This is a genomic window from Caballeronia humi, from assembly GCF_001544475.1.
Taxonomy (GTDB): domain Bacteria; phylum Pseudomonadota; class Gammaproteobacteria; order Burkholderiales; family Burkholderiaceae; genus Caballeronia; species Caballeronia humi.
Window position 1 is genome coordinate 317,049 of record NZ_FCNW02000002.1, and the last position, 25,365, is coordinate 342,413.

A 25,365-nucleotide genomic window follows, 5' to 3' on the forward strand; every position below is an offset into this window, starting at 1 on the left:
ATGCGCAATGTGCCGACTATAGCCCGCCAAAATATCGGTCAATTTTCGAGCGCGTCCGGATTTGCGGACGTCGCAAGCAGCGCATCGCTTTCGTCCTTCAGCCCGACGCCCGTCAGTTTCAGCCGCCGTGCTTCGTTCAGCAGGTAGTGCAGCTTGAACGCGGCCGCTTCGTACGTGAGGCCCTCCGGCCGCACGTTCGAGATGCAGTTGCGCTCGGCGTCGCTGCGGCCGGTGCGCGGCTCGTAGGTCAGGTAGATGCCGAGGCTGTCCGGAGAACTGAGCCCCGGCCGCTCGCCGATCAGCACGACGACGATCCGCGCCCGTAAAAGCTCACCGATGCCGTCGCCGAGCGCGACGCGCGCCTGGCGTGCGACCACCACCGGGCCGATGCGCCAGCCGTCGAGCTTTGGGCGCAGCGTCGTGAGGAACGGCACGGCGTGGCGCGCGGCGGCGAAGGCGGAAAGCCCGTCCGCGACGACGAACACGATTTCCGGTGGCTCGCTCGTCGCGCCGGCGTGAGCTGCGATCGATGCCGCGCTCGTGTCGCCCAGCTTGCGGCCGAGATCGGGCCGGCGCAGATAGTGATCGCGATCGGGCGCGGCGCTCGCGGCATCGAGTGTCTCGAAACCGGCCGCGCGCAACGCGTCGTGCAGGACTGCGGTATCGAGCGGCTGGTGGACGGCGTCGCGCGCCTGCGCATGCGAGAGATTGAACGCGAGGAGCGGCGCGGTCGGCAGACTGCTGCCCGCGCGTCCCAGCGCGATGCGCGCGTTCGTGAAACGGCGCAGCGCGTCCCACGGGTTGTCGTCGACGGGTGGAGCGGGTTGGTCGGCCATCACGCGTTCATCCATTCGATCAGCGGCTGCGTCGCCTGGGTAAGCAGCGAGCCGCGCGTGTCGGTGATCCGCATCGATTCGAGCCACGCCTCGAATTCGGGCGCGCGTTTCAAGTCGAGCACGCGGCGCACGTAGAGCGCGTCGTGAAACGACGTGCTCTGATAGTTGAGCATGACGTCATCGGCGCCGGGGATACCCATGATGAAGTTGACGTTGGCCACGCCTAGCAGCGTGAGCAGCGTGTCCATGTCGTCCTGATCGGCTTCGGCGTGATTCGTGTAGCAGATGTCGCAGCCCATCGGCACGCCGAGCAGCTTGCCGCAGAAGTGATCCTCCAGACCCGCGCGGATGATCTGCCGCCCGTCGTACAGATATTCCGGGCCGATGAAGCCGACCACCGTGTTCGTCAGAAGCGGCTCGAACTTGCGCGCGACCGCGTAGGCGCGCACCTCGCACGTCTGCTGATCGACGCCATGATGCGCGTTCGCCGAGAGCGCGCTGCCCTGGCCCGTCTCGAAATACATCAGGTTGTCGCCGACGGTCCCGCGCTTCATCGACAGCCCCGCCTCGTGCGCCTCCCGCAAGAGCGCGAGCGACACGCCGAAGCTCGCGTTCGCCTTCTCCGTGCCCGCGATCGACTGGAACACGAGATCGACTGGCGCGCCTTTTTCGATCGCGGCGATGGTGTTGGTGACGTGCGTGAGCACGCACGATTGCGTCGGCACGTCGTAGCGCTGGCGGAATTCGTCGATCATCACGAGCAGACGTGTGATCGCGGCGAGCGAGTCGGAGGCTGGATTGATGCCGATCACCGCGTCGCCGCAGCCGTACATCAGGCCGTCGAACATCGAGGCGGCGATGCCTTTGGCGTCGTCGGTCGGATGGTTCGGCTGCAGGCGCACCGACATGCGTCCCGGCAGCCCGATCGTGTTGCGAAAGCGCGTGACGACCGGCCGCTTCTTCGCCGCGAGAATCAGGTCCTGATTGCGCATCAGCTTCGATACCGCCGCGACCATCTCCGGCGTGAGGCCTGCCGTGACGCCGACGAGCGCGTCGGTGCCGGTGCTGTCGGCGAGCAGCCAGTTGCGGAAATCGCCGACCGTCAGATGCGAGACCGGCGCGAAAGCCTCAGGAGAATGATCGTCGACGATGAGGCGCGTGACTTCGTCGTCTTCGTAGGGAATCACCGCTTCGTTCAGGAACGTGGAGAGCGGCACGTTCGCGAGCGCCATTTTGGCGGCGACGCGTTCCTCCTCCGTCGCCGCGGTGACGCCCGCGAGCTGGTCGCCGGAACGCAGCGGGCTCGCCTTCGCCAGCAGCGTTTTCAGGTCGTCGAAGCGGTACGTTCGCGCACCGATGGTCTCGTGATAGGTCATCGCGCCTCCTTGCTCTTTCCGACGATTTTGCGCTCAGTCTTCGAGCAGCGCATCGGCGGGCGCGATGTCGCGCTGATGCCGCGTCGCGAGGAAGTACACATAGCCGAGCGCGAGGAACGCGGCGAACACGAACGCGACGAGCAAGTTGAAGTAAATCATCGTCCCGAGGCGCACGACGGCCGCGCCCAGCGCGAACGCCGGAAATATCGGAAACAGCGGCGCCTTGAACGGCCGCTCCATGTTGGGCTGCGTTTTGCGCAGCTTGAAGAGCGACATCATGCTGATGATGTACATGACGATCGCGCCGAACACCGACATCGTCACGATGTTCGCCGTGAGCGTCTGGCCGCCGAACTGGATCAGGTTGTCGCTGTAGATCGCCGCGATGCCGACCACGCCGCCCGCGATGATCGCGCGATGCGGCGTCTTGAAGCGCGGATGCACCTTGGCGAGGAACTCCGGCAGATAGCCCGCGCGGGCCAGCGCGAAAATCTGCCGCGAGTAGCCGAGGATGATGCCGTGAAACGACGCGACGAGCCCGAACAGCCCGAGCCACACGAGCATGTGCAGCCAGCCGCTGTTATCGCCGACGATGAACTTCATCGCTTGCGGCAGCGGGTCGTTGATGTTCGCGAGCTTGGTCCAGTCGCCGGCCGCGCCCGCGAACACCATCACGCCGATCGCGAGCAGCACGAGCGTGATGATGCCCGCGACGTAAGCGATCGGAATCGAGCGCTTCGGGTTCTTCGCTTCCTCGGCCGCCATCGCGACGCCTTCGATCGCGAGAAAGAACCAGATCGCGAACGGAATGGCCGCGAACATGCCGGTGAACGAGCCGACCGAGAAGGTGTCGGAGCCGGACCAGCCGCCCTTGACGAAATTCGCCCACTGAAACCCCGGCGCCACGACGCCCATGAACACGAGCAGTTCGAAAATCGCGAGCAGCGTGACGACGAGTTCGAAGGTCGCCGCGATCTGCACGCCGACGATATTGAGCGCCATGAACACGAGATACGCGCCCATCGCGGCGTGCTTCGGATCGAGGCCGGGGAATTGCACGTGCAGATAGGCACCGATCGCGAGCGAGATCGCCGGCGGCGCGAACACGAATTCAACGAGCGTCGCCGCGCCCGCGATATAGCCGCCGACCGGCCCGAAGGCCTGCCGCGCGTAGGCGAACGGGCCGCCGGCGTGGGGAATCGAGGTCGTGAGTTCGGTGAAGCTGAAGATGAACGTCGTATACATCGCCGCGATGAAAAGCGCGGTCACGACGAAGCCGAGTGTGCCCGCGCCCGCCCAGCCGTAGCTCCAGCCAAAGTATTCGCCGGAGATCACGAGGCCGACGGCGATGCCCCAAAGCTGCCAGGTGCCGAGCGTTTGCCTCAATTCGTGATGGCTGACGACGCCCGCATGCTGATTCGTCGATTGCGTGCTCATGGGAAGGCTCCCGCGAAAGGTGAGTGGAGTGCGCCGCTGGCGACGCGGAAGTCCACTGTAGTGAGCCAAAAACGCGGGGCGTTATCGAAAATCGGCACGATTTTGAGGGATTTTCGTCGGCGATCTGTAATGTTTGGCGACGGCACAGGGCGGTCGGCCAAACGATCGCATGCGATAATTCGGGTCCCGATCCATTTGCTGTCGACGCGCCGCCACCTTGAAAAACCTGCTCGCAGACCTGAGCCGCATCCACGATTTCGACGAGATCGTCGATGTCCGCACGCCGCTCGAATTTGCCGAGGATCACATTCCCGGCGCGCTCAACGCGCCTGTTCTCTCGAACGAGGAGCGCGTGATCATCGGCACGATGTACAAGCAGGTGTCGCCGTTCGAAGCGACGCGCGTCGGCGCGGCGATGGTCGCGCGCAACATCGCCCATCATCTCGACACGACCTTCGCCGATCGTCCGCGGAACTGGAAGCCGCTCATCTATTGCTGGCGCGGCGGCAAGCGTTCCGGCTCGATGACGACGTGGTTCAACCTGATCGGCTGGCAGGCGCGTCAGCTCGATGGCGGCTACAAGACCTATCGGCGCGCGACGCTCGAATTGCTCGATACGCTACCCCGACGTTTTCGCTATGTCGCGCTCGTCGGGCACACCGGCAGCGGCAAGACGCGGCTGTTGCAGGCATTGCGCGCGGCGGGCGCGCAGGTGCTCGATCTCGAAGCGCTCGCCGCGCATCGCGGGTCGCTGCTCGGCGCTTTGCCGGGCGAGCCGCAGCCGTCGCAGAAGGGTTTCGATTCCGCACTGGCCGTGGCGTTGCGCAGCTTCGACGTGACGCGGCCCGTATTCGTCGAGGCGGAGAGCCGGCGCATCGGCGCGATCACGCTGCCCGAGTCGCTATTGACCACGTTTCATCAAGCCGCGTGCGTCGAAGTTGAAGCGAGCCACGACGACCGCATCGCGTTTCTGCTGCAGGACTATGGCCATCTGTTCGATGAACCCGCGTTCTTCAAGGAACAGTTGTCGAAGCTGATCGGGCTGCATAGCCGCGAGCGCGTGACGCGCTGGCATCGGCTGATCGACGAAGGCGGGCGCGCTGAACTGTTCGCAGAATTGATCGATTTGCACTACGATCCCGCTTATGCGCGCAGCAGCGGGGCGCACTTCAGCGAACTCGCCCGCGCGACGCACATGCTGTTTCGTCCGAACGATGCCGACAGCGTCGAGCAAGCGCGCTCGCTCCTCGCGCAAATCAGTGAAACGGTCGGTGCGATCGGCTGACTTTCCGCAATATCACCACAAGAAAACCATGAGCACCATTCGACAACCGCGTTTCGCACTGGGTATCGTCACGTTCGTGCTGATCGCCGTGATCGGCCTCTTCTACGTGAAGTGGTTTCCGTACTACAACCGCGCATTCGTCGCGGCGAGCCAGCATTCGATCGGCAAGTCGATCCTGATGGGCACCGCCGCCAGCGCGCCGGCGCCGTCGTGGCAGGCCGCGCTCGACTACGCGCTCGCGTACGGCAAGGCGATCTGGCAGGCGATGGTGCTCGGCCTCCTGCTCGGCTCGGCCGTGCAGGCGCTCATTCCGCCGCAGTGGGTGGCGCGCGCGCTCGGGCGCAGCGATTTCGGCAGTGTCGTGAACGGCGGGCTGATGTCGCTGCCGGGGATGATGTGTACGTGCTGCGCGGCGCCGGTCGTCGCGGGGTTGCGCGCGCGGCAGGCGGCTCCGGGCGCGGCGATCGCATTCTGGCTGGGGAATACGGTTTTGAATCCGGCCGCGCTGGTTTTCATGGGCTTCGTGCTCGGCTGGCAGTGGATGGGTCTGCGGCTCGCGCTCGGTGTGCTGATGGTGTTCGGGCTAGGCTATGCCGCGAACCGGATGGTGACGCCGAAGGAAGCGGAGGCATCGCGCGATGCGCTGCGGCAGATGATCGATGAAGACGCGCCGGGGAGTGCGTTTTCGCGCTGGCTCAAAATTTTGGGCCGAATGACGTTGCGGCTCGTGCCGGAGTACATCGTGCTCGTGCTGTTGCTCGGCGCAGCGCGCGCCTGGCTGTTTCCGCATATCGGGCCGGATGTCGATAACAGCCTGTTGTGGATCGTCGCGTTTGCGGTGGCGGGGATGCTTTTTGTTATTCCGACGGCGGGCGAAGTGCCGATCATTCAGGCGATGCTTTCGCTCGGAATGGCGGCCGGTCCCGCCGGGGCGCTTCTGATGACTTTGCCGCCGATTAGCGTGCCTTCCCTGGCTATGCTGGGGAAATCGTTTCCGCGACGGGTGCTGGCGTTTGTCTCGGTGTCTGTCGTGGGGTTCGGAATCGTAGCCGGACTGCTGGCCGTCGCGTTGGGATTCTAGGCAGGTATGCTGGGTTCTTTGCGGTCTGTCAGCGGTGCCCTCGTTCGGGGCGACCCTGCCGACAGCAAAGTGAACAACTTGAGCACGGCAAACGGCTGACAAACCGCGCTAGGTACCCGCTCGAATGAGCAACTTGAATGGCAGGGCCAGCAGCATCGCCCCGCCGACTCCGGCGACCCAAAGCGCCACGAACCAGAACACCTGCGCGAAGCGTCCTCGCTTAATGATAGTGATGTTCGCCATGCCGCACCTTCCCTCTGAAGACCCAATATCCCAGCGTGGTGTAAGTCACGATCACAGGCAAAATCACCGCCGCTCCGACGATCGTGAACAACTGGCTCGATCGCGGCGCCGCTGCATCCCACAGCGAAACGCCGGGCAGAATCTCATGCGGTGAAATGCTCGCCACGAGCCCGACGAACCCCAGCAGCACGAAACCGAGCGCCATCACGAAAGGCCGCGTCTCGTGCTTCGACCGGATCGAGCGCCGCATGATCCATGCGCAGGCGACGACCAAAACCGGCACCGGCAACAGCCGATAAAACAGCGGCGAATCGAACCAGCGCATCGCAATGCCCTGATCCTGAAACGGCGTCCAGACGCTGACGACGGCGATCGTCGCGAGTTGCAGCACGGTGAGTGGCCACACGATCCGGTAAAAGCGCCGCTGCAGATCGCCCTCGGTTTTTGCGATCAGCCAGCAGCACCCGAGCAGCGCATAAGTCACGACGAGCGCGCCGCCCGTGAAGATGCTGAACGGCGTGAACCATCCGAAGGCATCGCCGGAAAAGCGGCCGTCGGTCGTCTGGATGCCGTCGAGGAACGCGCCCAATGCCACGCCCTGAAAGAACGTCGCCCCCGCCGATCCGCCGATGAACGCAAGGTCCCAAAGATGTTTCGTGCGCGACGCCTTCGCACGAATCTCGAACGACACGCCGCGAAAGATCAGGCACACGAGCATCAGCACGAGCGGCAGATAAAGCGCCGAAAGTACCGTCGAATACAGCATCGGGAACGCAGCGAACAACCCTGCGCCGCCGAGCACGAGCCACGTCTCGTTGCCGTCCCAGACGGGCGCGACGGTGTTCATCATGACGTCGCGATCGTGTTCGTCGGGGAAGAGCGGGAACAGGATGCCGATGCCGAGATCGAAGCCGTCCAGCACGACATACAACAGCACGCCCAACGCGATGATCGCGGCCCAGGCCAGGGTGAGATCCATGAATTACGCTCCTTCGATCGATTGAGTGACAGCGCTCAACGGGCGCCGCGCGGTGTGATTGGCGTCGTCCGCGGAGCCGGGCAGCGCCGGGCCGTGCTTCAGCAGCTTGAGCAGGTAGTAGATGCCGGTGCCGAACACGAGCGTGTAGACGATCACGAACACGAAAAGCGACACGCCGACCTGCTGCGCGGTTACGGGGGACACGGCATCGGCGGTACGCATCACGCCGTACACGACCCACGGCTGGCGGCCGACCTCCGTCGTCACCCAACCGGCAAGCAGCGTGATGAAGCCGCTCGGACCCATCGCGAGGGCGAAGCGCTGGAACCAGCGCGAGTCGTAGAGGCGGCCTTTGCGGCGCAGGAACCACGCCGCCACCGACAGCACGATCATCAGCACGCCCAGCCCCGCCATGATGCGAAAACTCCAGAAGACGATCGTCGAGTTCGGCCGATCCTCCTTCGGAAACGACTTCAGTCCGCGAATCTCGCCGTCCCAGCTATGCGTGAGGATCAGGCTGCCGAGATGCGGGACGGACACTGCGTACTTCGTCGTCTCCGCCTCCATGTCGGGGAGGCCGAACAGGTTGAGCGCCGTGCCGCCTTTCTCGGTTTCCCACAGACCCTCGATCGCGGCGATCTTCGCGGGCTGATGTTCACGCGTGTTGATGCCGTGCGCATCGCCGACGATCGCCTGCACCGGCGTGAGCACGAGCAGGAGCCAGAGCGCCATCGAGAACATCTTTTTGATCGCGGGGTCGCGGCGGCCCTTCAGCAGATGCCACGCGCCGGTCGCGGCCACGACTAGGCCCGCGACGATGAACGCCGCGATCGCCATGTGCGCGAGCCGGTAAGGAAACGACGGGTTGAAGATGATCGCGAACCAGTCGACGGGCACGACATGATCGCCTTCGATGCGAAAGCCCTGCGGCGTCTGCATCCAGCTATTGGACGCGAGGATCCAGAACGTCGAGATCAGCGTGCCGATCGCGACCATCAACGTCGCGCCGAAGTGCGCCTTCCTGCCGACCTTGTTCCAGCCGAAGAGCATGATGCCGAGGAAGCCCGCTTCGAGGAAGAACGCGGTCATCACTTCATACGTGAGGAGCGGCCCCGTGATCGGCCCGGCGAAACTGGAGAAGCCGCTCCAGTTGGTACCGAATTCGTAGCTCATGACCACACCCGACACAACGCCCATGCCGAACGCGACCGCGAAAACCTTCGACCAGAAAAGACACAGTTCCTTGTAGACGGGCTTGCCGGTTCTGAGCCAGGCGCCTTCGAGCACGGCGATGAAACTCGCGAGTCCGATGCTCAGTGCCGGAAAAATGATGTGGAATGAAACGGTAAAGGCGAATTGGATTCGCGCGAGATCCAGCGCTTCCGGAGTCGAATGCATGATGGTCTGGGCGCGTCGCGCTGTACGCTGCGGCGCTGTGGGCTAAAGGGTTGCGGGTTTGTGACGAACGAAGCTTAGCGAGCTTCCAGGGCGCGTGTTGCGTCGCGTCATGATTTGCGCATTGCGCGCAAATGCCGCAGTTTCAAGGACCTGGCGCGCATAACGAACTGAATCGATTGAATTTTCGGAATGCGCGCGTGATCTCGCCAACGCGCCGCAAGCGCGATTTCCGCGACAATCGACCGCACTGCGTCACGGCCTGCGCCCGCGTGTCGCAGGCGGGTTTATAGCGCTTATAAAAGCGATTCGATTTATTCGCACTGTTCGAAATAGAACTCCAGGTGCGCGAAATGCTTGCCGCATAATTCAAGGACGGCAACTGTGCAATGTCGTCACGGCGGCGCACGTGTCCAGCGACCGCGCCGGTAACATGGCGGGTTTTTTGCCGCGCTCACGCGCCACGCCCTCAATACAAGGAGAACAACCATGCGCCTCGATGACGAAGCGGAAAGCAGAAATGTCGAAGACCGCCGGGGCGGCGGGGGATTCCGCATGGGCGGCGGCAGCATCGGGATCGGGACGATCGTCGTGGCGCTCGCGGCGTCGTATTTCTTCGGCATCAATCCGATGGTGATCATCAACGGCGCGCAGCAGATGCAGACGCAGGCGCCGCAACAGCAAGCGGCGCCGTCGAACCAGCCGCCCGCTAACGATGCCGGCGCGGTCTTCGTGCGCCGCGTGCTCGGCAATACCGAGCGCACGTGGCAGGAAATCTTCCGCACGCAATTCAATCAGGACTATCCGGCGCCGAAACTCGTGCTTTTCAGCGGCGGCACGCAGACCGGCTGCGGCATGGGCGACGCGGCGATGGGCCCGTTCTACTGTCCCGCCGACCGCAAGGTCTATATCGACTTGTCGTTCTATCGCGAATTGCGCGATCGCTTCGGCGCGAGCGGTGACTTCGCGCAGGCCTACGTGATCGCTCATGAAGTGGGGCACCACGTGCAGAACGTGCTCGGGATTTCGTCGAAGGTCGATGCCGCGCGTTCGCGCATGTCGCGCGAGCGGGCGAACGAGTTGTCGGTGCGGGTCGAATTGCAGGCCGACTGCTACGCCGGCGTCTGGGCCGCGACCGCGCAGCGCGACAACGCGAAGCTGATCGAGCCAGGCGATTTCGCGGAAGGCCTGAACGCGGCCGGCGCGATCGGTGACGACCGCCTGCAGAAGCAGACGCAAGGACGCGTCGTGCCGGAAGCGTTCACGCACGGCACGAGCGCGCAGCGTCAACGCTGGCTCCAGCGCGGCTTGCAATCCGGCGACATTCGACAATGCGACACGTTCGGGGCATCGACGCTTTGATGTTCTTCATGGCCGCCGCGCGCGGCCTTCGCTTTATCTGCCGCACCCCGCAAACGTTATGCGCATAAAGCCTGCGCGGGGCGGCCCGCAACACCGCCGTTCATAAGCAAAGCAGAAATGCTCGGTTCCGCGCCGCGCGATGCGTCGCTACGCTAGCGATTCGTCCGCTCGAAGGCCCCGACATGCCCAAACAAATCCTGCTGAACGCCTTCAACATGAACTGCGTCGGCCATATCAACCACGGTCTCTGGACGCATCCACGCGATCAATCCGCGCGCTACAAGGACGTCACATACTGGACCGAACTCGCGCAACTGCTCGAACGCGGCTTGTTCGACGGACTTTTTCTCGCCGATATCGTCGGCGTGTACGACGTCTATCAGCAATCGGTCGATCTGCCGTTGAGAGAATCGATCCAGCTTCCCGTCAACGATCCCTTGCTGACGATCTCCGCGATGGCCGCCGCGACGCGCAACCTCGGCTTCGGCGTCACCGTGAACCTGACCTATGAGGCGCCGTATCTGCTCGCGCGCCGCTTCTCGACGCTCGATCACCTGAGCAACGGCCGAATCGGCTGGAACATCGTCACCGGATATCTCGAAAGCGCGGCGAAGGCGATGGGCCTCTCGCAGCAGATCGAGCATGACGAACGCTACGATCGCGCGGAAGAGTTTCTCGATGTCACGTATTCGCTGTGGGAGCGAAGCTGGGAGGAGGGCGCGGTGCGTGCCGATCGCGCCAATCGCGTCTATGCCGATCCGGCGCGCGTGCATCGAATCGAACATCACGGGAAGTATTACGACGTCGAGGGGTATCACCTTTCGGAGCCGTCGCCGCAACGCACGCCGGTGCTGTTCCAGGCGGGGTCGTCGGGACGCGGGCAGGCATTTGCCGCGCGCCACGCGGAGTGCGTATTCGTGTCGCAGCAGGAGCGCGGCGCGCTGCGCAAGCTCGTGTCCGGCGTGCGCGGCGATGTCGAGCGCGAAGGCCGCCAGCGCGACGACATCAAGTTTTTCATGGGCATGTCGATCGTGACCGCGCCGACCGAGCGCGAAGCCCGCGAAAAATACGACGACTACGTGCGCTACGCGAACCCCGAGGCGGGTCTCGCGCACTACGCGAGTTCGAGCGGCATCGACTTCTCGCGCTACGCGCCTAACGAACCGATCCGCTATGTCAAGAACAACGCAATCCAGTCGGTCGTGAAGAACCTGACGGCGGCCGGCCGCGAACGCACCGTCGCCGATATCCTGAGCCAGGAGCTGCAACTCGGCGGCCGCTATCCGACGCTGGTCGGCAGCGCGTCGCAGGTCGCGGACGAACTCGTCGCGTGGATCGAGGACACCGGCATCGACGGCTTCAATCTCGCCCGCACCGTGACGCCCGAGTGCTACCGGGATTTCGTCGAACTCGTCGTGCCGGAATTGCAGGCGCGCGGCGCGTACAAGACGGAGTACGCCGAAGGGACGCTGCGCGAAAAAATCTTCGGCGCGGGCCGTGCGTATTTGCCGGACGCGCACGCCGGAGCAGCAAAGCGGCACGAACACGACAAATCTTCAGTCAAGCGGACGGCCTGACCGGCGCAGCACTTGACGGAATAGGACGCAGACAGGACGATTGCACGAATCGTCCTAAACCGTCCGAACAATGACAATAGAATCGGTTATCGCGCCGTTGCTGCCTGCACTCGTCCGGTTGGGGCCGGACGACATCCCCTTACAAACGCCGCTGGAATGGCCGATCGTCGCCGCCGACGGGACGCTGCTTTTCGACGCGGGTGTCACCGTGCCGAACGAGGCCGCGCGCGAGTTCATCTTCCGCCAGTTCGAGCCGCACCGGCGACGCGAGAGCGCCAACGCCGGGGAATTCACCGAAGAGCAGGGCAAGAACGACAGCGCGCCGCTGACACTCGACGACATCGGCTTGGCCATCGGCGCGCGCGTCGGATTGCGCGGCGCGGTCGGCCCCGGCTCGGCGATGTACGCGAGCCGCGTGATCGGTGTTTCGTCGGGGCGGCGCACCGGCGAGCGCGCGCTATTTGTCACGCAGCCCGTGATGGCGGGCTTCGACGCATTGGAACTCGTGCGCGGCGAGCAGGTGGAGATGGTGGCGCTGTCGGGGCGCGGCGTGTTCCGCTTCGCCTGCACGGTCGATGCCGTCGCCCGCGAGCCGTTCAACTACGTCGTGCTGTCCGAGCCGGGCGGTATCCGGCGCCTGCGCACGCGCAAGTTCGCGCGGATGCCGACGCGCCTCGCCGCGCGCTATTCACCGGAGGGCGGCGCGGCGCTCACGCAGGTCGGCCGGGTATGCGACATCAGCCCGTACGGCATGTCGCTCGCAGTGGTCGACGCCTGCGCGCAACTGGGCGACCGCCTGCGCGTGTCGTTCCACTTCAACACCGACGACGTCGACGTCCACATCGACACGCACGCGATCGTGCGCCACGTCGGCAAGCCCGGCGAAAGCAATCAGAACGCGACGTACGGGCTCGAATTCGAGGCGCTGGAGTCGTCGCACCGCATCGCGCTGAAGTCGTTCATGGCTGAGCACGGGTAGAGGGCGTTTTCGCCTTCAGCCCGGAAAGCCGTCGGGAAAGAGCCGCTCGACGGCCGCTTCGAAGTGCTGCACGGGCGCGGCTCCGCGCAACGCGATGGGCGGCGGCGGTTCCTCGCCCGGCGCGGCTTCGCGGGAGAGCACGGCGAACGGCACGCCCGTCACGCCGATCGACTTTGCGAAGTCTTCGTCCTCGATCACGAGATCGGTGAATTCGCCCTCCGCGAGCGACTCTTCCAGCAGCTCCGGGTCGATCCCGCAGGTCGCGGCGATGTCGAGCAGCGCGTCGGTATCGCCGATGTCGATGCCGTCCTCGAAATACGCCTTGAAGATCGCGCGATGCACGAGGTCGTAGCGATTCGACTCGCGCGCGAAGATCGCGGTCTCGAACGCCTTGCGGCTGCGCGGATTGACGGTCGGCAGGCGCAACGTCATGCCGCGCTCGGTCGCGAGCGGATAGACCGATTTTTCCCAGGTGTCGATGAGGGCATCGCTGTTCGCGTTGGGCAGCGGCGTCGGCTCGGGGCGCAACTCGAACGCGTGCCAGCGAATCTCGACGGCATCGCCGTAAGCGTTGCGGAGCTGGTCGAGCACGGGCGTCTGCAGGTAGCAGAACGGGCACACGAAATCGGACCAGACGTCAATAAAGAGCTTGGGGCTTGTCATATAGCAAAAACCCCGCTGCGCGGGGGCTTCCTTGAGAGTGGGAGTGCGGTTAGGCGGCGCGATTCTGATGTCGCCGCGTTCCGTCAGCCGTCATTTTCGTCGATTTTCGCGTCGCGGTCTTTCGCGGACTTTTTCCAGGGGGCGCTGCCATGCCGGTCAAACCCGTCACTTCTGCGTGCGGTTGTGGCGGCTGCTGGCCTGAAATTCGCCGACGATGGTGCCCGCGCATCAGGGCACGATCTTGCCACGCGATGGTCGCCGCGCTCAAAACCCTCCATCCAGCACAATCTTCGTCCCGTCGAAAAACCGCCCGAGCCTGAACGCGTGCGGATCGACGAGCGGCTTATCGTTCGCGACGATATCCGCCATCAGTCTCCCTGCGCCCGGCCCGATGCCGAACCCGTGCCCCGAGAATCCCGTCGCGATAAACACGCCGCGTTGGCGCTCCACGCCCGAGATCACCGGGACGGCATCCGGCGTCACGTCGATATAACCGGCCCACGACTGCGCCACCTTCGCCCCTCCAAGCGCCGGAAAGATCGCGCGGAACTCCGCGAGCGCCGCTTCGTTGAACGACGCCACCGGCGGTGGATCGAGTGTACGCACGGTTTCGAAGACGGTCGGCTGGTCGAGCGGCCAGCGGCGCGGCCGTCGTAATTCCTCAAAGAATCGCGCGTTGAGGCCGAGCTTGATCGACCCGAACTGGCTCTTCAACGCTGGCAGGAACTTGAAGAACAGCCGAAAACTGTCCGGCGTGACATCGCTGTAGCTGCTAAACGCGTTCGCGAGCGTATAGCCGCCGTCGAGGCGCTTGCGATAGCCCATCGCGTGATTGCAGGCGCTCACGTCCGGGCCACCCTCGATGGGCTCCGTGCGCATCACCGACGCGCGCACCATCAGTTGCGGCACGTCGATGCCGAGATTGCCCGAGAAGAGCCGCGTCCACGCGCCGCCTGCAACCACGACGCTCGCGCAGCGGATCAACCCGTATTCCGTGACGACGCCGCTCACCGCGCCGCCCGGCGTTTCGATGCCGCGCGCCGCGCACGGCGTCAGCACTTTCACGCCCCGGCGCCGCAGTGCGTTCGCTATCGCTGGCGCGGCGCGCTGCGGTTCGGCGCGCCCGTCGCTCGGCGTGTAAATACCGCCCGCGAAACGCCGCGCGGCGCCTTTCATCAGCGCGGCGGTCCCTTCCGCCGATACGATGCGCGAATCGATGCCATCACGCCCGACCAGCCGCTGCGCCCGAGCGAGCCAGTCCTCATGCTCGGCGAGGGCTTTCTGATCGTCGGCGGCGTAGAGGATGCCGCACTCGCGAAAGCCCGTATCGATGCCGAGCTTCGCGTCGATCTCGCGCCACAGCTTGAGGCTTTCCAGGCTCAGTTCGAGCTCGCGCAGGTCGCGATGCGTCGCGCGGCACCAGCCCCAGTTGCGGCTCGACTGCTCGCCGGCGATCTGGCCTTTCTCGCAGAGCGCCACCGCGAGCCCCTTCTCCGCGAGAAAGAGCGCGGTGCTCACGCCGATGATCCCGCCGCCGATCACGACGACATCGACTTTCTCGGGCAACGCCCGGTCTTCGGCTACTTGTTCGACTTGCGGACCCATCCACGCTCCAAAAAACGACAACGCGATCACGAAACCCCGGTGCCTGCGCGCCGCACGCCGATCCGCTAGGATGAAGAGGGCGCCGGTCGTGCATCGCGTCGGGGCGAAACCCCCGATGATAAGTGTCCATTTAACGGCCGTCGACCGTCCGGGCATCGCGCGTGCTGGCTAGTTCCCGTTCGCGCGCAGGACGAAAGCTGAAACGCGCCGCGTGGCAGCCAGTCGTGGCTATAACCCCTTACATTTTCTGGAGAACACTCGTGCAAAAGACAGCATCGGCAAAATGGAGCGGCGGCATCAAGGACGGCAAGGGTTTCATCTCGACGCAAACCGGCGTGCTGAAGGACGCGCCTTACGGTTTTCAGTCGCGCTTCGAAAGCGGTCCGGGCACGAACCCGGAAGAACTGATCGGCGCGGCGCACGCGGGCTGCTTCACGATGGCGCTCTCGCTGCAACTCGAACAAGCCGGCATGAAGGCCGAAAGCCTCGAAACCAAGTCGACCGTCACGCTGGAAAAGGACGGCGACGGCTTCACGATCACCGCCTGCCAGCTCGACCTGAAGGCAAAGATTCCGGGCGCCGACAAGGCGGCGTTCGACAAGGCCGCGGCCGCGGCGAAGGAAGGCTGCCCGGTGTCGAAGCTCTTCGCCAACAACGCCAAGATCACGCTGAACGCGGAACTCGAATCCTGATTCTGCGTTCGATCGGATGAAAGGCGCGGCCGCTTTGTGGCCGCGCTTTTTCGTTAACGCGTAAGTTCGTCGATCATCAGCTTCGTCGCCGCCGAAAGCACCGCCCCTCGCCGCGTGACGATCCCATACGGCTCGGTACGTGAGCGGACCGCAATCGCGAGGCGCTTCGCCAGCCGGTGCTCGGTGAGGAACGCGGCCATGTCGAGCGGCATCAGCGAGACGAGCGTCGGGTCGCGTTGCAACAGAAGGACGGTCGTGATCGTCGACGACGTCTCCACCGGATGCAGCGGCAGCGGCAAGCCCGCTTCCTTGAACTCGCGCTCGAAAAGACTGCGCAGCGGCATGATGCTCGGGTACACGATCCAGCGGCTCTGTGCGAGATCGGCCAGCGTGACCGCGGGCGCATCGACGAGCGCATGCGCGACGCCTGCGACGATCGCGAGCGGCTCGTCGCGCAACTCCACGTAATCGTAATGTTCCGGCTGGCGCGCGACGCTCGCGCGGCAGATCGCAAGATCGAGCCGCCCCTGATCGAGCAGCGCCAGGAGTCGCGCGCTCGTGTCCTCCACCACTTCGACGGTCAACGCCGGCTGCTTTGCCCGCAATCGCGTGAGCGCATCGACGAGCACGCCCGACACCGCGCCCATGATCGACCCGACCGCGAGCCGTCCGCCCGTGCCCTGCAGGATGCCCGCCATTTCCTCGCGCAGGTGCGCGACGTCCATGTGAATCAGTCGCGCATAGCGGATCACGCAGCGGCCGAGCTCGTTTGGCTGAATGCCCTGCGGCGAGCGTGTGAACAGTGTCGAGCCGAAGGTCGCCTCGATCTCGCGCAGCGCCTTCGTCGCGCCCGGCTGCGTGAGCGCCATTTCGTCGGCGGCGCGATGCAGGGACCCGTGCTCGTCGAGCGCGATGAGAAGGCGCAGTTGCTTCAGGCGCAGACGCGCGGCAATCGAATCGACGTTCGGGAGCATGGTTCGGAGGAGGGGAGGGATAACGCGAAGATAACGGAAAGTTATCACGCGAGCAGCAGCTTTCATTATTCAAGGCGGCGCGAATTCCCTACATTTGCGGCAGACGCGGGCCGAGGCTCGCGAAAATTTGACGACCAAGCATTGAAGGAGACTTGATGAAACTGCTGCGATACGGCGCCCCCGGCCAGGAAAAACCTGGCTTGCTCGATTCGACCCACACGATCCGCGACCTCTCCGGCGTAATCGACGATGTCGCGGGCGCGGCGCTCCTGCCGGAATCGCTGAACCGCCTGCGCGGCATCGATCCGAAGACGCTGCCCGCCGTGCCGGCCGGCGAGCGTATCGGTCCGTGCGTCGGGCGCATCGGCAAGTTCATTTGCATCGGGCTGAATTATGCGGATCACGCCGCCGAATCCGGCTTGCCGGTGCCGGCCGAGCCGGTCGTGTTTAACAAGTGGCTCTCGGCCGTCGTCGGCCCGAACGACGACGTGCGCATTCCGCGCGGCTCGAAAAAAACCGACTGGGAAGTGGAACTGGGCGTCGTGATCGGCAAGGGCGGCGTCTATATCGACGAAGCCGATGCGCTCGATCACGTCGCGGGTTACTGCGTGATCAACGACGTCTCCGAGCGCGAGTACCAGATCGAGCGCGGCGGTACATGGGACAAGGGCAAGGGTTGCGACACGTTCGGCCCGATCGGCCCGTGGCTCGTCACGAAGGACGAAGTGCCCGATCCGCAGCATCTTTCCCTATGGCTCGAAGTCGACGGCAAGCGCTATCAGAACGGCAGCACGAGCACGATGATCTTCAACGTCGCGCATATCGTGTCGTATCTCAGCCGCTTCATGAGCCTGCAACCCGGCGACGTCATCTCGACCGGCACGCCGCCGGGTGTCGGCATGGGGATCAAGCCGGAGCCGGTCTATCTGCGCGCCGGACAGACGATGCGTCTCGGCATCGAAGGGCTCGGCGAGCAGCAGCAACGTACCGTCGACGCCTGAGGAGCACGCGATGAACCAATACGACTTCAGCAAGCGCGGCGCGGTGGTGACAGGCGGCGCGCAGGGCATCGGCTATGCGGTCGCGGAGCGGCTGTTGCAAGGCGGCGCGTGCGTTGCGCTGTGGGACCGCGACGAAGCGGCGCTCGCCGCCGCGAAGCAAAGCCTCGCGCAGTTCGGCGACGTAGCGACGTTCGCGGTGGACATCACGCAGCGCGATGCCGTGCAGCAAGCCACCGATGCAACCGTCGCGCGCTTTGGCGCGATCGATATGCTCGTACATAGCGCGGGCGTCGCGGGTGCGAACGCACCGCTCGCCGACTACGCGCCCGAGGAATGGGCGCGCGTGATCGACGTCGATCTGAACGCGACCTTCCACGTCAACCAGGCCGTTGTGAAGACGATGATCGCGCGCGGGTACGGACGCATCGTGAATATTGCGTCGATCGCGGGGAAGGAGGGGAATCCGAACGCGTCGGCATACAGCGCGGCGAAGGCGGGCGTGATCGCGCTGACCAAGAGCCTGGGCAAGGAAACGGCGGCGCTCGATATCGCTGTGAACGCGATAACGCCAGCGGCGGCGCGCACGAAGATCTTCGATCAGATGGCGCAGCAGCATATCGACTACATGCTTTCAAAGATCCCGCGTGGACGGTTTGTCGAAGTGAGGGAGATTGCGTCGATGGTGGCGTGGCTTGTTTCCGAGGAGAACTCGTTTACGACGGGCGCGGTGTTCGATTTGTCCGGGGGAAGGGCTACGTACTGAACGCGGCTGAAGCGCAACAAGAAATAGAACAGCAACTTCGTTGCATGGGACGAGAGTACGGCGCTAAAGGGCCGCCTCTCGTCGGCCGCAACATAGGAGACAAAGAAAGTGGAAACCATATCGCCCGCCGCACCGCACGCGGCCCTCGCGCACGACGACGCCCAGCTCTACCGCAAGGTGTTCTGGCGCTTCGTGCCGCTATTCGTGGCCTGTTTCGTGTTCTCGTACCTCGACCGCATCAACATCAGCTTCGCGAAGCTGCAGATGCAAAGCGAGCTCGGCTTCAGCGATGCTGTCTACGGCTTCGGCGCAAGCGTGTTCTTCGTCGGGTACTTCCTCTTCGAGGTACCGAGTAACATTGTCCTGCATCGCGTCGGCGCGAAACGCTGGATCGCGCGGATCATGATCACGTGGGGCATCGCCTCCGCGGCGATGATGTTCGTGAAAAGCGATACATGGTTCTACTTGCTGCGCTTTCTCATCGGCGCACTCGAAGCGGGTTTCGTGCCGGGCGCACTCTACTTCTTCACGAAGTGGTTTCCATCGTCGCGGCGGGGGCGCATCAACTCGTTCTTCATGGCATCGATTGCGTTGTGCGGGATCATCGGGAGCCCGCTGTCGGGCGCGATCATGAAGTTCTGCGACGGTCTCAACGGCCTCGCTGGCTGGCAATGGCTCTTCCTGCTCGAAGGCATTCCGTCGGTCGTACTCGGGATCATCGTTCTGTTCATGGTCGACGACAAGATCGACGACGCCAAATGGCTCGATGCCGCTGAGAAGCGCGCACTCGCCGAGCAGCTCGCGCGCGATCCGAAGGTCGGCGAAGTGCATTCGCTGAAGGCCGCGTTCAAGGAGCCGGTCACGCTCGTGATGGCCGTGATCTACCTGTTCCTCGCGATGGGCATCTACGGCCTCGTCTTCTGGATGCCGCAGCTCGTGAAGACCGCCGGCACCACCGATACCTTCGCGATCGGCTTGATCTCGATGCTGCCTTACGCGGTGGCGGGCATCGGCATGATCCTGATCGGCAAGCACTCCGACCGCACCGGCGAGCGGCGCTGGCACCTTGGCGCGTGCGCATTCGCGGGCGCGGTTGGTTACGTGTTGTGCGGGTTCTTTCCGGGCAATACGGTGATGCTCGTGATCGGCCTGACGATCGCCGCGACCGGGATCATCACGTCGCTCGGCCTCTTCTGGATCCTGCCGACGCGCTTCCTCTCCGGCATCGCGGCGGCGAGCGGGATCGCGCTGATCAACTCGGTCGGGCAGTTCGGCGGGATCATCAGCCCTTACATGGTCGGCAAGGTGAAGATGATCACCGGCAGCGCAACGCCCGGCCTCTACGCGATCGCAGTGGCGTGCCTGCTGGGCGCCGTGCTGATCGTGTGGGGTTTGCCGAAGCGCCTGTACTTCCGCGAAGGCGCAAGCGACTAACGCGCGTTCTCAATGCCGCGCGTTGCCGCGCGCGGACTTCTGCGACTGCTTGTGCTCGTACATCCTGCGGTCGCTCGCTTCGAGCAGATCGGCGATCGACGCATGGCGCTGCGGATCGAAGTCCGTATGTCCGACGCTGAAGCGGATGTCGTAGCCGCGCTGCGCCTCCGCGTTGTTCTCGTCGAGCGCCTGTTGAAGGCGCTCGATCACCTTCTGCGTTTCGGCCGGCTGCGCGTCGGTCAGCAGCGCAACGAATTCGTCCCCTCCGATCCGGCCGATCACATCGCTCTCGCGCAACGCATTGCGTAGTACATCGGCGAAGGTTGCGAGCGCGCGATCGCCTTCGGCATGGCCGTAGGTATCGTTGATCGGCTTGAAATCGTTGAGGTCGAAGAAAAGCAGCGACGCGTGCTTGTCGAGCCGCTTGCACACGTTCAGCGCGTGCTGCGCGAGCGCCTCGAAGCCGCGCCGGTTCGACAGCATCGTGAGCTCGTCCATCGTTGCGAGATGGACGGCCGCGATCTCCTGCTCGGCCATGCGCGCGAGATCGTGCAGGAGCGCGCGGTCTTCGTCGTCGAGTTCGCGCGGACGCACGTCGATCAGGCACAGCGTGCCGAGTTTCGCGCCGTTCGGCACGGTGAGCGGACAGCCCGCGTAGAAGCGGATGCCCGGCTCGTGGGTGACGAGCGGGTTGTCGTGAAAGCGTTCATCGGCGCGGGCGTCGGGGATCATCAGGATGTCGTCGTGCGCGATCGCATGCGCGCAGAAAGACACGTCGCGCGGCGTCTCCGTCGCGTCCAGTCCGACGCACGACTTGAACCACTGGCGGTTCTCGTCGACGAGACTGACGACCGCGATCGGCACGCCGAAGAGGCGCTTCGCGAGACGCGTTAGACGGTCGAAGCGCTCTTCGGGCGCGGTGTCGAGGATGTTGAGCGAACGCAGCGTCGCAAGACGTGCGCTCTCGTTTTGAAGTTTTGGCGGGACGAGCATGCGTTTCCTTGGGTGTCTGGCTCGCGACGAGCCTTGGCGCCTTCTTGTTCCGAATGCAGGAATACAGCAGTAATTTCATCAGACTGTATCGAGTCGGATCGATGATAGGGCAAAAAGTGCCCGCGATTCTTTCGATTGGGCTCGCGTCGCTGTGTCGCGTGCGGGAAATGCGTGCGTATTGGTTATGATGCCCCGGTGTCCATGCGATCAACAGACAACAATCACGCCCGGGAGCGCCGATGAAATTCAAGCTGGACTGGACCGCTTTCTCGCCGATCGTCGCCATTGCGGTGCTCGGTCTCTCGCTCGTCGTGTCGGGGGGCATTCTGCTGGTGCTCGCGGCGGTCGCGCTCGCATTCGCCGTGTTCGCGGCCGTCCACCATGCAGAAGTGATCGCGCATCGCGTCGGGGAGCCGTTCGGCACACTGGTGCTCGCGGTCGCGGTGACAGTGATCGAAGTCGCGCTGATCGTGTCGGTGATGCTGACGGGCGGACCCGACAAAGCCGCGCTGCCTCGCGATACGGTTTTCGCCGCGATCATGATCGTATGCAACGGAATCGTCGGGTTGTGTCTCCTGGTCGGGGGATTGCGGCATCATGTGCAGGACTTTCAGTTGCAGGGCGCGAGTGCATCGCTTGCAATTCTTTGCGCGCTTTCGGTCCTCACGATGGTGTTGCCGAATTTCACGAGCACGGTGACCGGGCCGGAGTTATCCATTTCGCAACTGGTGTTCGTCGGCGTGATTTCGCTCGTGCTTTACGTGGTGTTCGTGTTCGTGCAGACCGTGCGCCATCGCGATTATTTTCTGCCGTTCGTGCCGGCGCGCGATCCCAACGCCGAAGACGAAGTGCATGCGCCGCCGCCGACTGCGGCCCATGCGTGGTCGGCGGTCGGGTTGTTGTTGCTGTCGCTCGTGGCGGTGGTCGGGCTCGCGAAGCTGCTGTCGCCGGCGGTCGAGGCGGGTGTCGCGAAGGCCGGGGCCCCGGAGGCTGTCGTCGGCGTGGTGATTGCGGCGCTCGTGTTGCTGCCTGAAGGGCTTGCTGCGTTGCGCGCGGCGCGGCTCAATCGCTTGCAGACCAGCTTGAACCTTGCACTCGGTTCGGCGCTCGCCAGTATCGGGCTAACGATTCCTGCGGTCGCGATCGTATCGATTGCCATCGGGCAGCCGATTTCGCTCGGCCTTGAGCCAAAAGAAATCGTCATGCTTGCTTTGACGCTTATCGTCAGCGTCATTACGCTTGGCACCGGCCGGTCGACGGTGCTGCAAGGCGTCGTGCACCTCGTGATCTTTGCGTCGTTTTTGTTTTTGTCCGTGGTGCCTTAAGGCGCCTTGATGCGCTTAGGAGCCTAGGCGCATCAAGCATCAAATAAGGCTCAGCCCTTCAACATCCCGCGCCGCGCAAGACTCGCATAAAGCGCGCGCACGCCAAAGTCCCAGGCCGGAATCTCGGTCGACTGCGCGACCGGATTGACGAGCGCGCCGATCGCCGGCGTAGCAATCGTCACCACATCTCCCGCGTGATGCGTGAACCCGCCACCCGGCGCATCGCGGTCCTTGATCGGCGAGAACATCGTGCCGAGGAACAGCATGAAGCCATCAGGATATTGATGGTGCGCGCCATGCGTCTGCCCGACGAGATCCGCCGGATCGCGGCTGATCTCGCGCATGTGGCTCACGCCATCGAGCACGAAACCATCGGTGCCGGCAATCTCGAGACTCACGCTCGACTCACGCACGGTATCCAGCGTGAAGCGCTCATCGAAGAGCCGCACGAACGGGCCAATCGCGCAGGAACCGTTGTTGTCCTTCGCCTTGCCGAGCAAGAGCGCACTGCGCCCTTCGATATCGCGCAGGTTCACGTCATTGCCGAGCGTCGCCCCGACGATCTCGCCGCGCGCGTTCACCGCCAGCACGATCTCCGGCTCCGGATTGTTCCACTCAGACATCGGATGCAACCCGACGCTCGCGCCGAACCCCACCGACGACATCGGTTGCGACTTCGTGAACACCTCCGCATCCGGCCCAATGCCGACCTCCATGTATTGCGACCACGCGCCGCGCCGTTCGAGCTCGGCCTTGAGCGCCGCCGCTGCATCCGAGCCCGGCTTGATCTGCGATAGATCCGCGCCGATCAGCTTGTGGATCGTCGCGCGCACTTCCTCGGCCTTGCTGGCGTCGCCGCCGGCCTGCTCCTCGATCACGCGCTCCAGCAGGCTCACGGCGAACGTGACGCCGCACGCCTTGATCGCTTGCACGTCGCACGGTGCGAGCAATTGCACCGCCGATGAAGACGCACCCTTCAACGCGCCTTCGATCAGCGCCTCCACGCGTCCGAGCGATTCGCCCGGCGCGTTACGCGCGATGTCGAGCATGTCGGCGCGATCGAAGAGGTCGGCGGTGGTGGGCGCGCTCGACGTGATGTCGAACACTTCGCCCCGGCGCACGGCCACGACCGAAGGGCCGTCGACGGGTGCCGCGCGCCACACTCGGCCGATCAGGAGCGCGTCGTCGAGGTCGCGGGGCAGGCAGGCGGAAGGGGCAATCGAAGCCATGTGGTGAAGTCTCCGTGATGTTTTGGGTTTTCGCATTGTGCCTTGATCGGGCAATCGATGAAACCGGTTCCGCGATCGTGTTTTGCGGCCCCACGTGGGTTTTTTTTTGCTAGGGGCGCGCCGAGCGAGCGCCTCTTTCTGTGATATTCGCAGCAAGTATCGAAGAAGGATGTTTCGCCAAAGGCGATCCCCGTCATTGCTCGCCGCGCGCGGGCGACCTGTTGGAGCCTTGAAGAAGCGAGCCGCCTAGATCACGTTCAGCATCGCGAGCGCGGTCTCCTGCAGCGGATGCAACACGCGCGCGAGCGCCGCCTCGGTCGTCTCCTTGCCGATCACCATGTTCGTGCTCAGCGCCGCCACCACTTGGCCGTGCCGGTCCTTCATCGGCACCGCGATGCCCCGTACTCCGATCTGCAATTGTTCCTCGATCACGGCGAAGCCATCCGCGCGCGCCTGACGGATCTTCTCGTGCAGCTTCGTCTTGTTGGTCATCGTGTGCGGCGTGAACGGCTTGAGTTCAGTGCCGTCCAGCCATTGCCGCACGGCGTCCTCATCGGGCTTGTACGCGAGCAGCACGACGCCCGGCGACGTCAGCGGCGCCGGCACGCGCGCGCCGAGCACGAAGCCCGTCGTCATGACGCGCGAGGTGCCGTTGCGCGCGATGAAGACCAGCTCCCCCTCGTCGAGCACGCTCACGTAGACCGATTCGTTGAGCGTCGCGCTCAGTTGCTGCAGATACGGCTGGACCGTGCGCGGCAGCCGCGCCGAATCGAAATACGACCAGCCGACGCGCAGCACGCGCGGCGTCAGCCCGAAGAGCTTCCCGTCCGTCTGCACATAGCCGAGATGTTCGAGCGTCAGCAGATAACGGCGCGCGGCGGTGCGCGTCATGCCGGTGCGCATCGCGGCTTGCGTCGGCGTCATGCGGGCGTGCTGGTCGTCGAATGCTTCGAGGATCGCGAGCCCTTTCTCCAGGCCGGCGATCCAGTCACGCTTGTCGAGCGGTGGCTTTGTCATCGGGAGTAACCCTCATTTCGTGCGATGAGCGATACAGTATGCGCGATTATCGATCGCGTTGCCGAGGTTCGCGTTGTCCGGGCGATGGCGCGGCTCCTATGCTTCGCACCATCCGACCCGACCCCACTGGACCCCGACATCATGCACATCACCGGCACGACCCGACTCTTCTTTTGCATCGCCGATCCGATCGATCAGGTGCGCGCGCCCGAAGTCTTCAACTCGATTTTCGCGCGCCACGGCATCGATGCCGCGATGGTGCCGTTGCGCGTGCCCGCCGCACGGCTCGAAGCGACACTGCGTGCGTTGCTCGAATCGCCGACGGTCGGCGGCGTCTCGCTTTCGATTCCGCACAAGGCGGCGGCGACGGCCATCGTCGATCGTCCGTCGGCCGCGGCGCGCGCGGCGAACGCGGTGAACGCCGTGCGGCGTAACGCGGCGGGTGAATTCGAAGGCGAACTCTTCGACGGCCTGGGCTTCATGCGCTCGCTTGATCGCGCGGGCATCGCCTACGCGGGGCGGCGCGTGCTCGTGATCGGCGCGGGCGGCGCGGCATCGGCGGTGACGACGGCGCTGGCCGCGTCGGGCGTCGGCGAAATCGCGCTCTTCGATCCGGATCGCGAAAAGGCGCGGCAACTCGCGGCGCTTTTACGGCGCGACTTCGGCATCGCCGCGAGCGATGCGCCGTCGAACGATCCGGCCGGATTCGACGTGATCGTGAACGCGTCGCCGCTAGGGCTCAAATCGACTGATCCGCTGCCAGTGGACGTCGCGCGCATCGCGGATCACGCCGCGCTCTGCGACATCCTGATGAAGAACCAGCCAACGCCGCTCCTGCGCGCTGCACGCTCCCGTGGCCTGGTCGCGGAACCGGGCTTCGACATGCTGATCCTGCAGACGCCGCTTTATCTCGACTTCTTCGGCTACCCGGAGCTGGCGGAGTCCGTCCGCGCCGAAGATTCGTACTTGCGCGCCTTGCTCGTGCCGCAAGCGCTGCGTGCAGAAACCGCCAGCGACCTGCCGGGTTAGTGCTAACCCGAAAAGCGATCGTTAATCGGACATGTGCGTTCGATAATCGCGCAATATTTTACAAACAGCATTGTGCGCCGCAACGCCGTC

The 25,365-nt window shown here is 64.4% G+C and carries 22 protein-coding genes; 11 read left to right on the top strand and 11 right to left on the bottom strand.

The window, feature by feature from the left end; translation table 11 throughout:
- Positions 1 to 38: 38 nt before the first annotated feature.
- The 3 genes from eutC to eat are packed head-to-tail and all read right to left on the bottom strand — an operon-like array spanning position 39 to position 3,649.
- The gene (gene eutC / locus AWB65_RS04390; RefSeq protein WP_087665966.1) at positions 39 to 836 is read right to left on the bottom strand and encodes an ethanolamine ammonia-lyase subunit EutC; all 798 of its coding nucleotides are present in this window, start codon (positions 834 to 836) and stop codon (positions 39 to 41) included.
- A complete protein-coding gene (locus AWB65_RS04395; protein WP_087665967.1) occupies positions 836 to 2,212 on the bottom strand; it encodes an ethanolamine ammonia-lyase subunit EutB in 1,377 nt (458 codons plus the stop codon). Before AWB65_RS04395 ends, eutC begins: the two co-directional genes overlap by 1 nt.
- Positions 2,213 to 2,245: 33 nt before the next feature.
- Positions 2,246 to 3,649, bottom strand: coding sequence for an ethanolamine permease (gene eat / locus AWB65_RS04400; protein ID WP_087665968.1), 1,404 nt, complete (start codon positions 3,647 to 3,649; stop codon positions 2,246 to 2,248).
- 217 nt (positions 3,650 to 3,866) lie between these two features.
- Here eat and mnmH point away from each other — a divergent pair, with 217 nt between their 5' ends.
- Positions 3,867 to 4,934: a tRNA 2-selenouridine(34) synthase MnmH gene (gene mnmH / locus AWB65_RS04405; protein WP_087665969.1), complete on the top strand. Its 1,068-nt coding sequence runs from the start codon at positions 3,867 to 3,869 to the stop codon at positions 4,932 to 4,934.
- Between the two features lie 28 nt (positions 4,935 to 4,962).
- Positions 4,963 to 6,015 carry a permease gene (locus AWB65_RS04410; protein ID WP_087666044.1) on the top strand — a complete coding sequence of 351 codons (1,053 nt, stop codon included), beginning with the start codon at positions 4,963 to 4,965 and terminating at the stop codon, positions 6,013 to 6,015.
- Positions 6,016 to 6,235: 220 nt separating this feature from the next.
- Here the strand turns inward: AWB65_RS04410 and cydB are convergent, their stop codons facing one another.
- Both cydB and AWB65_RS04420 read right to left on the bottom strand, forming a co-directional pair.
- Positions 6,236 to 7,237 carry a cytochrome d ubiquinol oxidase subunit II gene (gene cydB, locus AWB65_RS04415; protein WP_087665970.1) on the bottom strand — a complete coding sequence of 334 codons (1,002 nt, stop codon included), beginning with the start codon at positions 7,235 to 7,237 and terminating at the stop codon, positions 6,236 to 6,238.
- 3 nt (positions 7,238 to 7,240) lie between these two features.
- Entirely contained in the window at positions 7,241 to 8,635 is a 1,395-nt protein-coding gene (locus AWB65_RS04420; RefSeq protein WP_087665971.1) for a cytochrome ubiquinol oxidase subunit I, read from the bottom strand.
- Between the two features lie 486 nt (positions 8,636 to 9,121).
- On the opposite strand from AWB65_RS04420, the gene ypfJ reads away from it, so the two are divergent.
- The 3 genes from ypfJ (at position 9,122) to AWB65_RS04435 (ending at position 12,550) form a co-directional block, all read left to right on the top strand.
- Complete coding sequence (gene ypfJ / locus AWB65_RS04425; protein ID WP_087665972.1) at positions 9,122 to 9,994, top strand: KPN_02809 family neutral zinc metallopeptidase; 873 nt, start codon at positions 9,122 to 9,124, stop codon at positions 9,992 to 9,994.
- Between the two features lie 182 nt (positions 9,995 to 10,176).
- On the top strand, positions 10,177 to 11,571 hold the full coding sequence (locus AWB65_RS04430) for an LLM class flavin-dependent oxidoreductase (protein ID WP_087665973.1): 1,395 nt from the start codon (positions 10,177 to 10,179) through the stop codon (positions 11,569 to 11,571).
- A 70-nt stretch (positions 11,572 to 11,641) separates the two neighbouring features.
- Positions 11,642 to 12,550, top strand: coding sequence for a flagellar brake protein (locus AWB65_RS04435; RefSeq protein ID WP_087665974.1), 909 nt, complete (start codon positions 11,642 to 11,644; stop codon positions 12,548 to 12,550).
- A 15-nt stretch (positions 12,551 to 12,565) separates the two neighbouring features.
- Here the strand turns inward: AWB65_RS04435 and AWB65_RS04440 are convergent, their stop codons facing one another.
- Positions 12,566 to 13,213: a DsbA family oxidoreductase gene (locus tag AWB65_RS04440; RefSeq protein WP_087665975.1), complete on the bottom strand. Its 648-nt coding sequence runs from the start codon at positions 13,211 to 13,213 to the stop codon at positions 12,566 to 12,568.
- 264 nt (positions 13,214 to 13,477) lie between these two features.
- Entirely contained in the window at positions 13,478 to 14,818 is a 1,341-nt protein-coding gene (locus AWB65_RS04445; protein ID WP_087665976.1) for an NAD(P)/FAD-dependent oxidoreductase, read from the bottom strand.
- A 260-nt stretch (positions 14,819 to 15,078) separates the two neighbouring features.
- Here AWB65_RS04445 and AWB65_RS04450 point away from each other — a divergent pair, with 260 nt between their 5' ends.
- Positions 15,079 to 15,510 (top strand): OsmC family protein, encoded by a 432-nt coding sequence (locus AWB65_RS04450; RefSeq protein ID WP_087665977.1) that lies wholly within the window; start codon positions 15,079 to 15,081, stop codon positions 15,508 to 15,510.
- Positions 15,511 to 15,563: 53 nt separating this feature from the next.
- Here the strand turns inward: AWB65_RS04450 and AWB65_RS04455 are convergent, their stop codons facing one another.
- Positions 15,564 to 16,484 carry a LysR family transcriptional regulator gene (locus tag AWB65_RS04455; protein ID WP_087665978.1) on the bottom strand — a complete coding sequence of 307 codons (921 nt, stop codon included), beginning with the start codon at positions 16,482 to 16,484 and terminating at the stop codon, positions 15,564 to 15,566.
- 155 nt (positions 16,485 to 16,639) lie between these two features.
- Here AWB65_RS04455 and AWB65_RS04460 point away from each other — a divergent pair, with 155 nt between their 5' ends.
- The 3 genes from AWB65_RS04460 to AWB65_RS04470 all read left to right on the top strand — a co-directional run bounded on the left by AWB65_RS04460 (position 16,640) and on the right by AWB65_RS04470 (position 19,682).
- Complete coding sequence (locus AWB65_RS04460) at positions 16,640 to 17,485, top strand: ureidoglycolate lyase (protein ID WP_087665979.1); 846 nt, start codon at positions 16,640 to 16,642, stop codon at positions 17,483 to 17,485.
- A 10-nt stretch (positions 17,486 to 17,495) separates the two neighbouring features.
- The gene (locus AWB65_RS04465) at positions 17,496 to 18,248 is read left to right on the top strand and encodes an SDR family oxidoreductase (protein ID WP_087665980.1); all 753 of its coding nucleotides are present in this window, start codon (positions 17,496 to 17,498) and stop codon (positions 18,246 to 18,248) included.
- A 108-nt stretch (positions 18,249 to 18,356) separates the two neighbouring features.
- Positions 18,357 to 19,682: an MFS transporter gene (locus AWB65_RS04470; RefSeq protein WP_087665981.1), complete on the top strand. Its 1,326-nt coding sequence runs from the start codon at positions 18,357 to 18,359 to the stop codon at positions 19,680 to 19,682.
- A gap of 9 nt (positions 19,683 to 19,691) precedes the next feature.
- On the opposite strand, the gene AWB65_RS04475 is transcribed toward AWB65_RS04470, so the two are convergent.
- Positions 19,692 to 20,675 (bottom strand): GGDEF domain-containing protein, encoded by a 984-nt coding sequence (locus AWB65_RS04475; protein WP_087665982.1) that lies wholly within the window; start codon positions 20,673 to 20,675, stop codon positions 19,692 to 19,694.
- A gap of 239 nt (positions 20,676 to 20,914) precedes the next feature.
- Between AWB65_RS04475 and AWB65_RS04480 the strand changes: the two genes are divergently transcribed.
- Positions 20,915 to 22,000 carry a calcium:cation antiporter gene (locus AWB65_RS04480; RefSeq protein ID WP_087665983.1) on the top strand — a complete coding sequence of 362 codons (1,086 nt, stop codon included), beginning with the start codon at positions 20,915 to 20,917 and terminating at the stop codon, positions 21,998 to 22,000.
- Between the two features lie 50 nt (positions 22,001 to 22,050).
- On the opposite strand, the gene AWB65_RS04485 is transcribed toward AWB65_RS04480, so the two are convergent.
- Both AWB65_RS04485 and AWB65_RS04490 read right to left on the bottom strand, forming a co-directional pair.
- A complete protein-coding gene (locus AWB65_RS04485) occupies positions 22,051 to 23,229 on the bottom strand; it encodes a fumarylacetoacetate hydrolase family protein (protein ID WP_087665984.1) in 1,179 nt (392 codons plus the stop codon).
- 246 nt (positions 23,230 to 23,475) lie between these two features.
- Positions 23,476 to 24,246, bottom strand: coding sequence for an IclR family transcriptional regulator domain-containing protein (locus AWB65_RS04490; RefSeq protein ID WP_087665985.1), 771 nt, complete (start codon positions 24,244 to 24,246; stop codon positions 23,476 to 23,478).
- Positions 24,247 to 24,387: 141 nt separating this feature from the next.
- Here AWB65_RS04490 and AWB65_RS04495 point away from each other — a divergent pair, with 141 nt between their 5' ends.
- Entirely contained in the window at positions 24,388 to 25,275 is an 888-nt protein-coding gene (locus AWB65_RS04495; protein WP_087665986.1) for a shikimate dehydrogenase family protein, read from the top strand.
- The last annotated feature ends 90 nt before the right edge of the window (positions 25,276 to 25,365 follow it).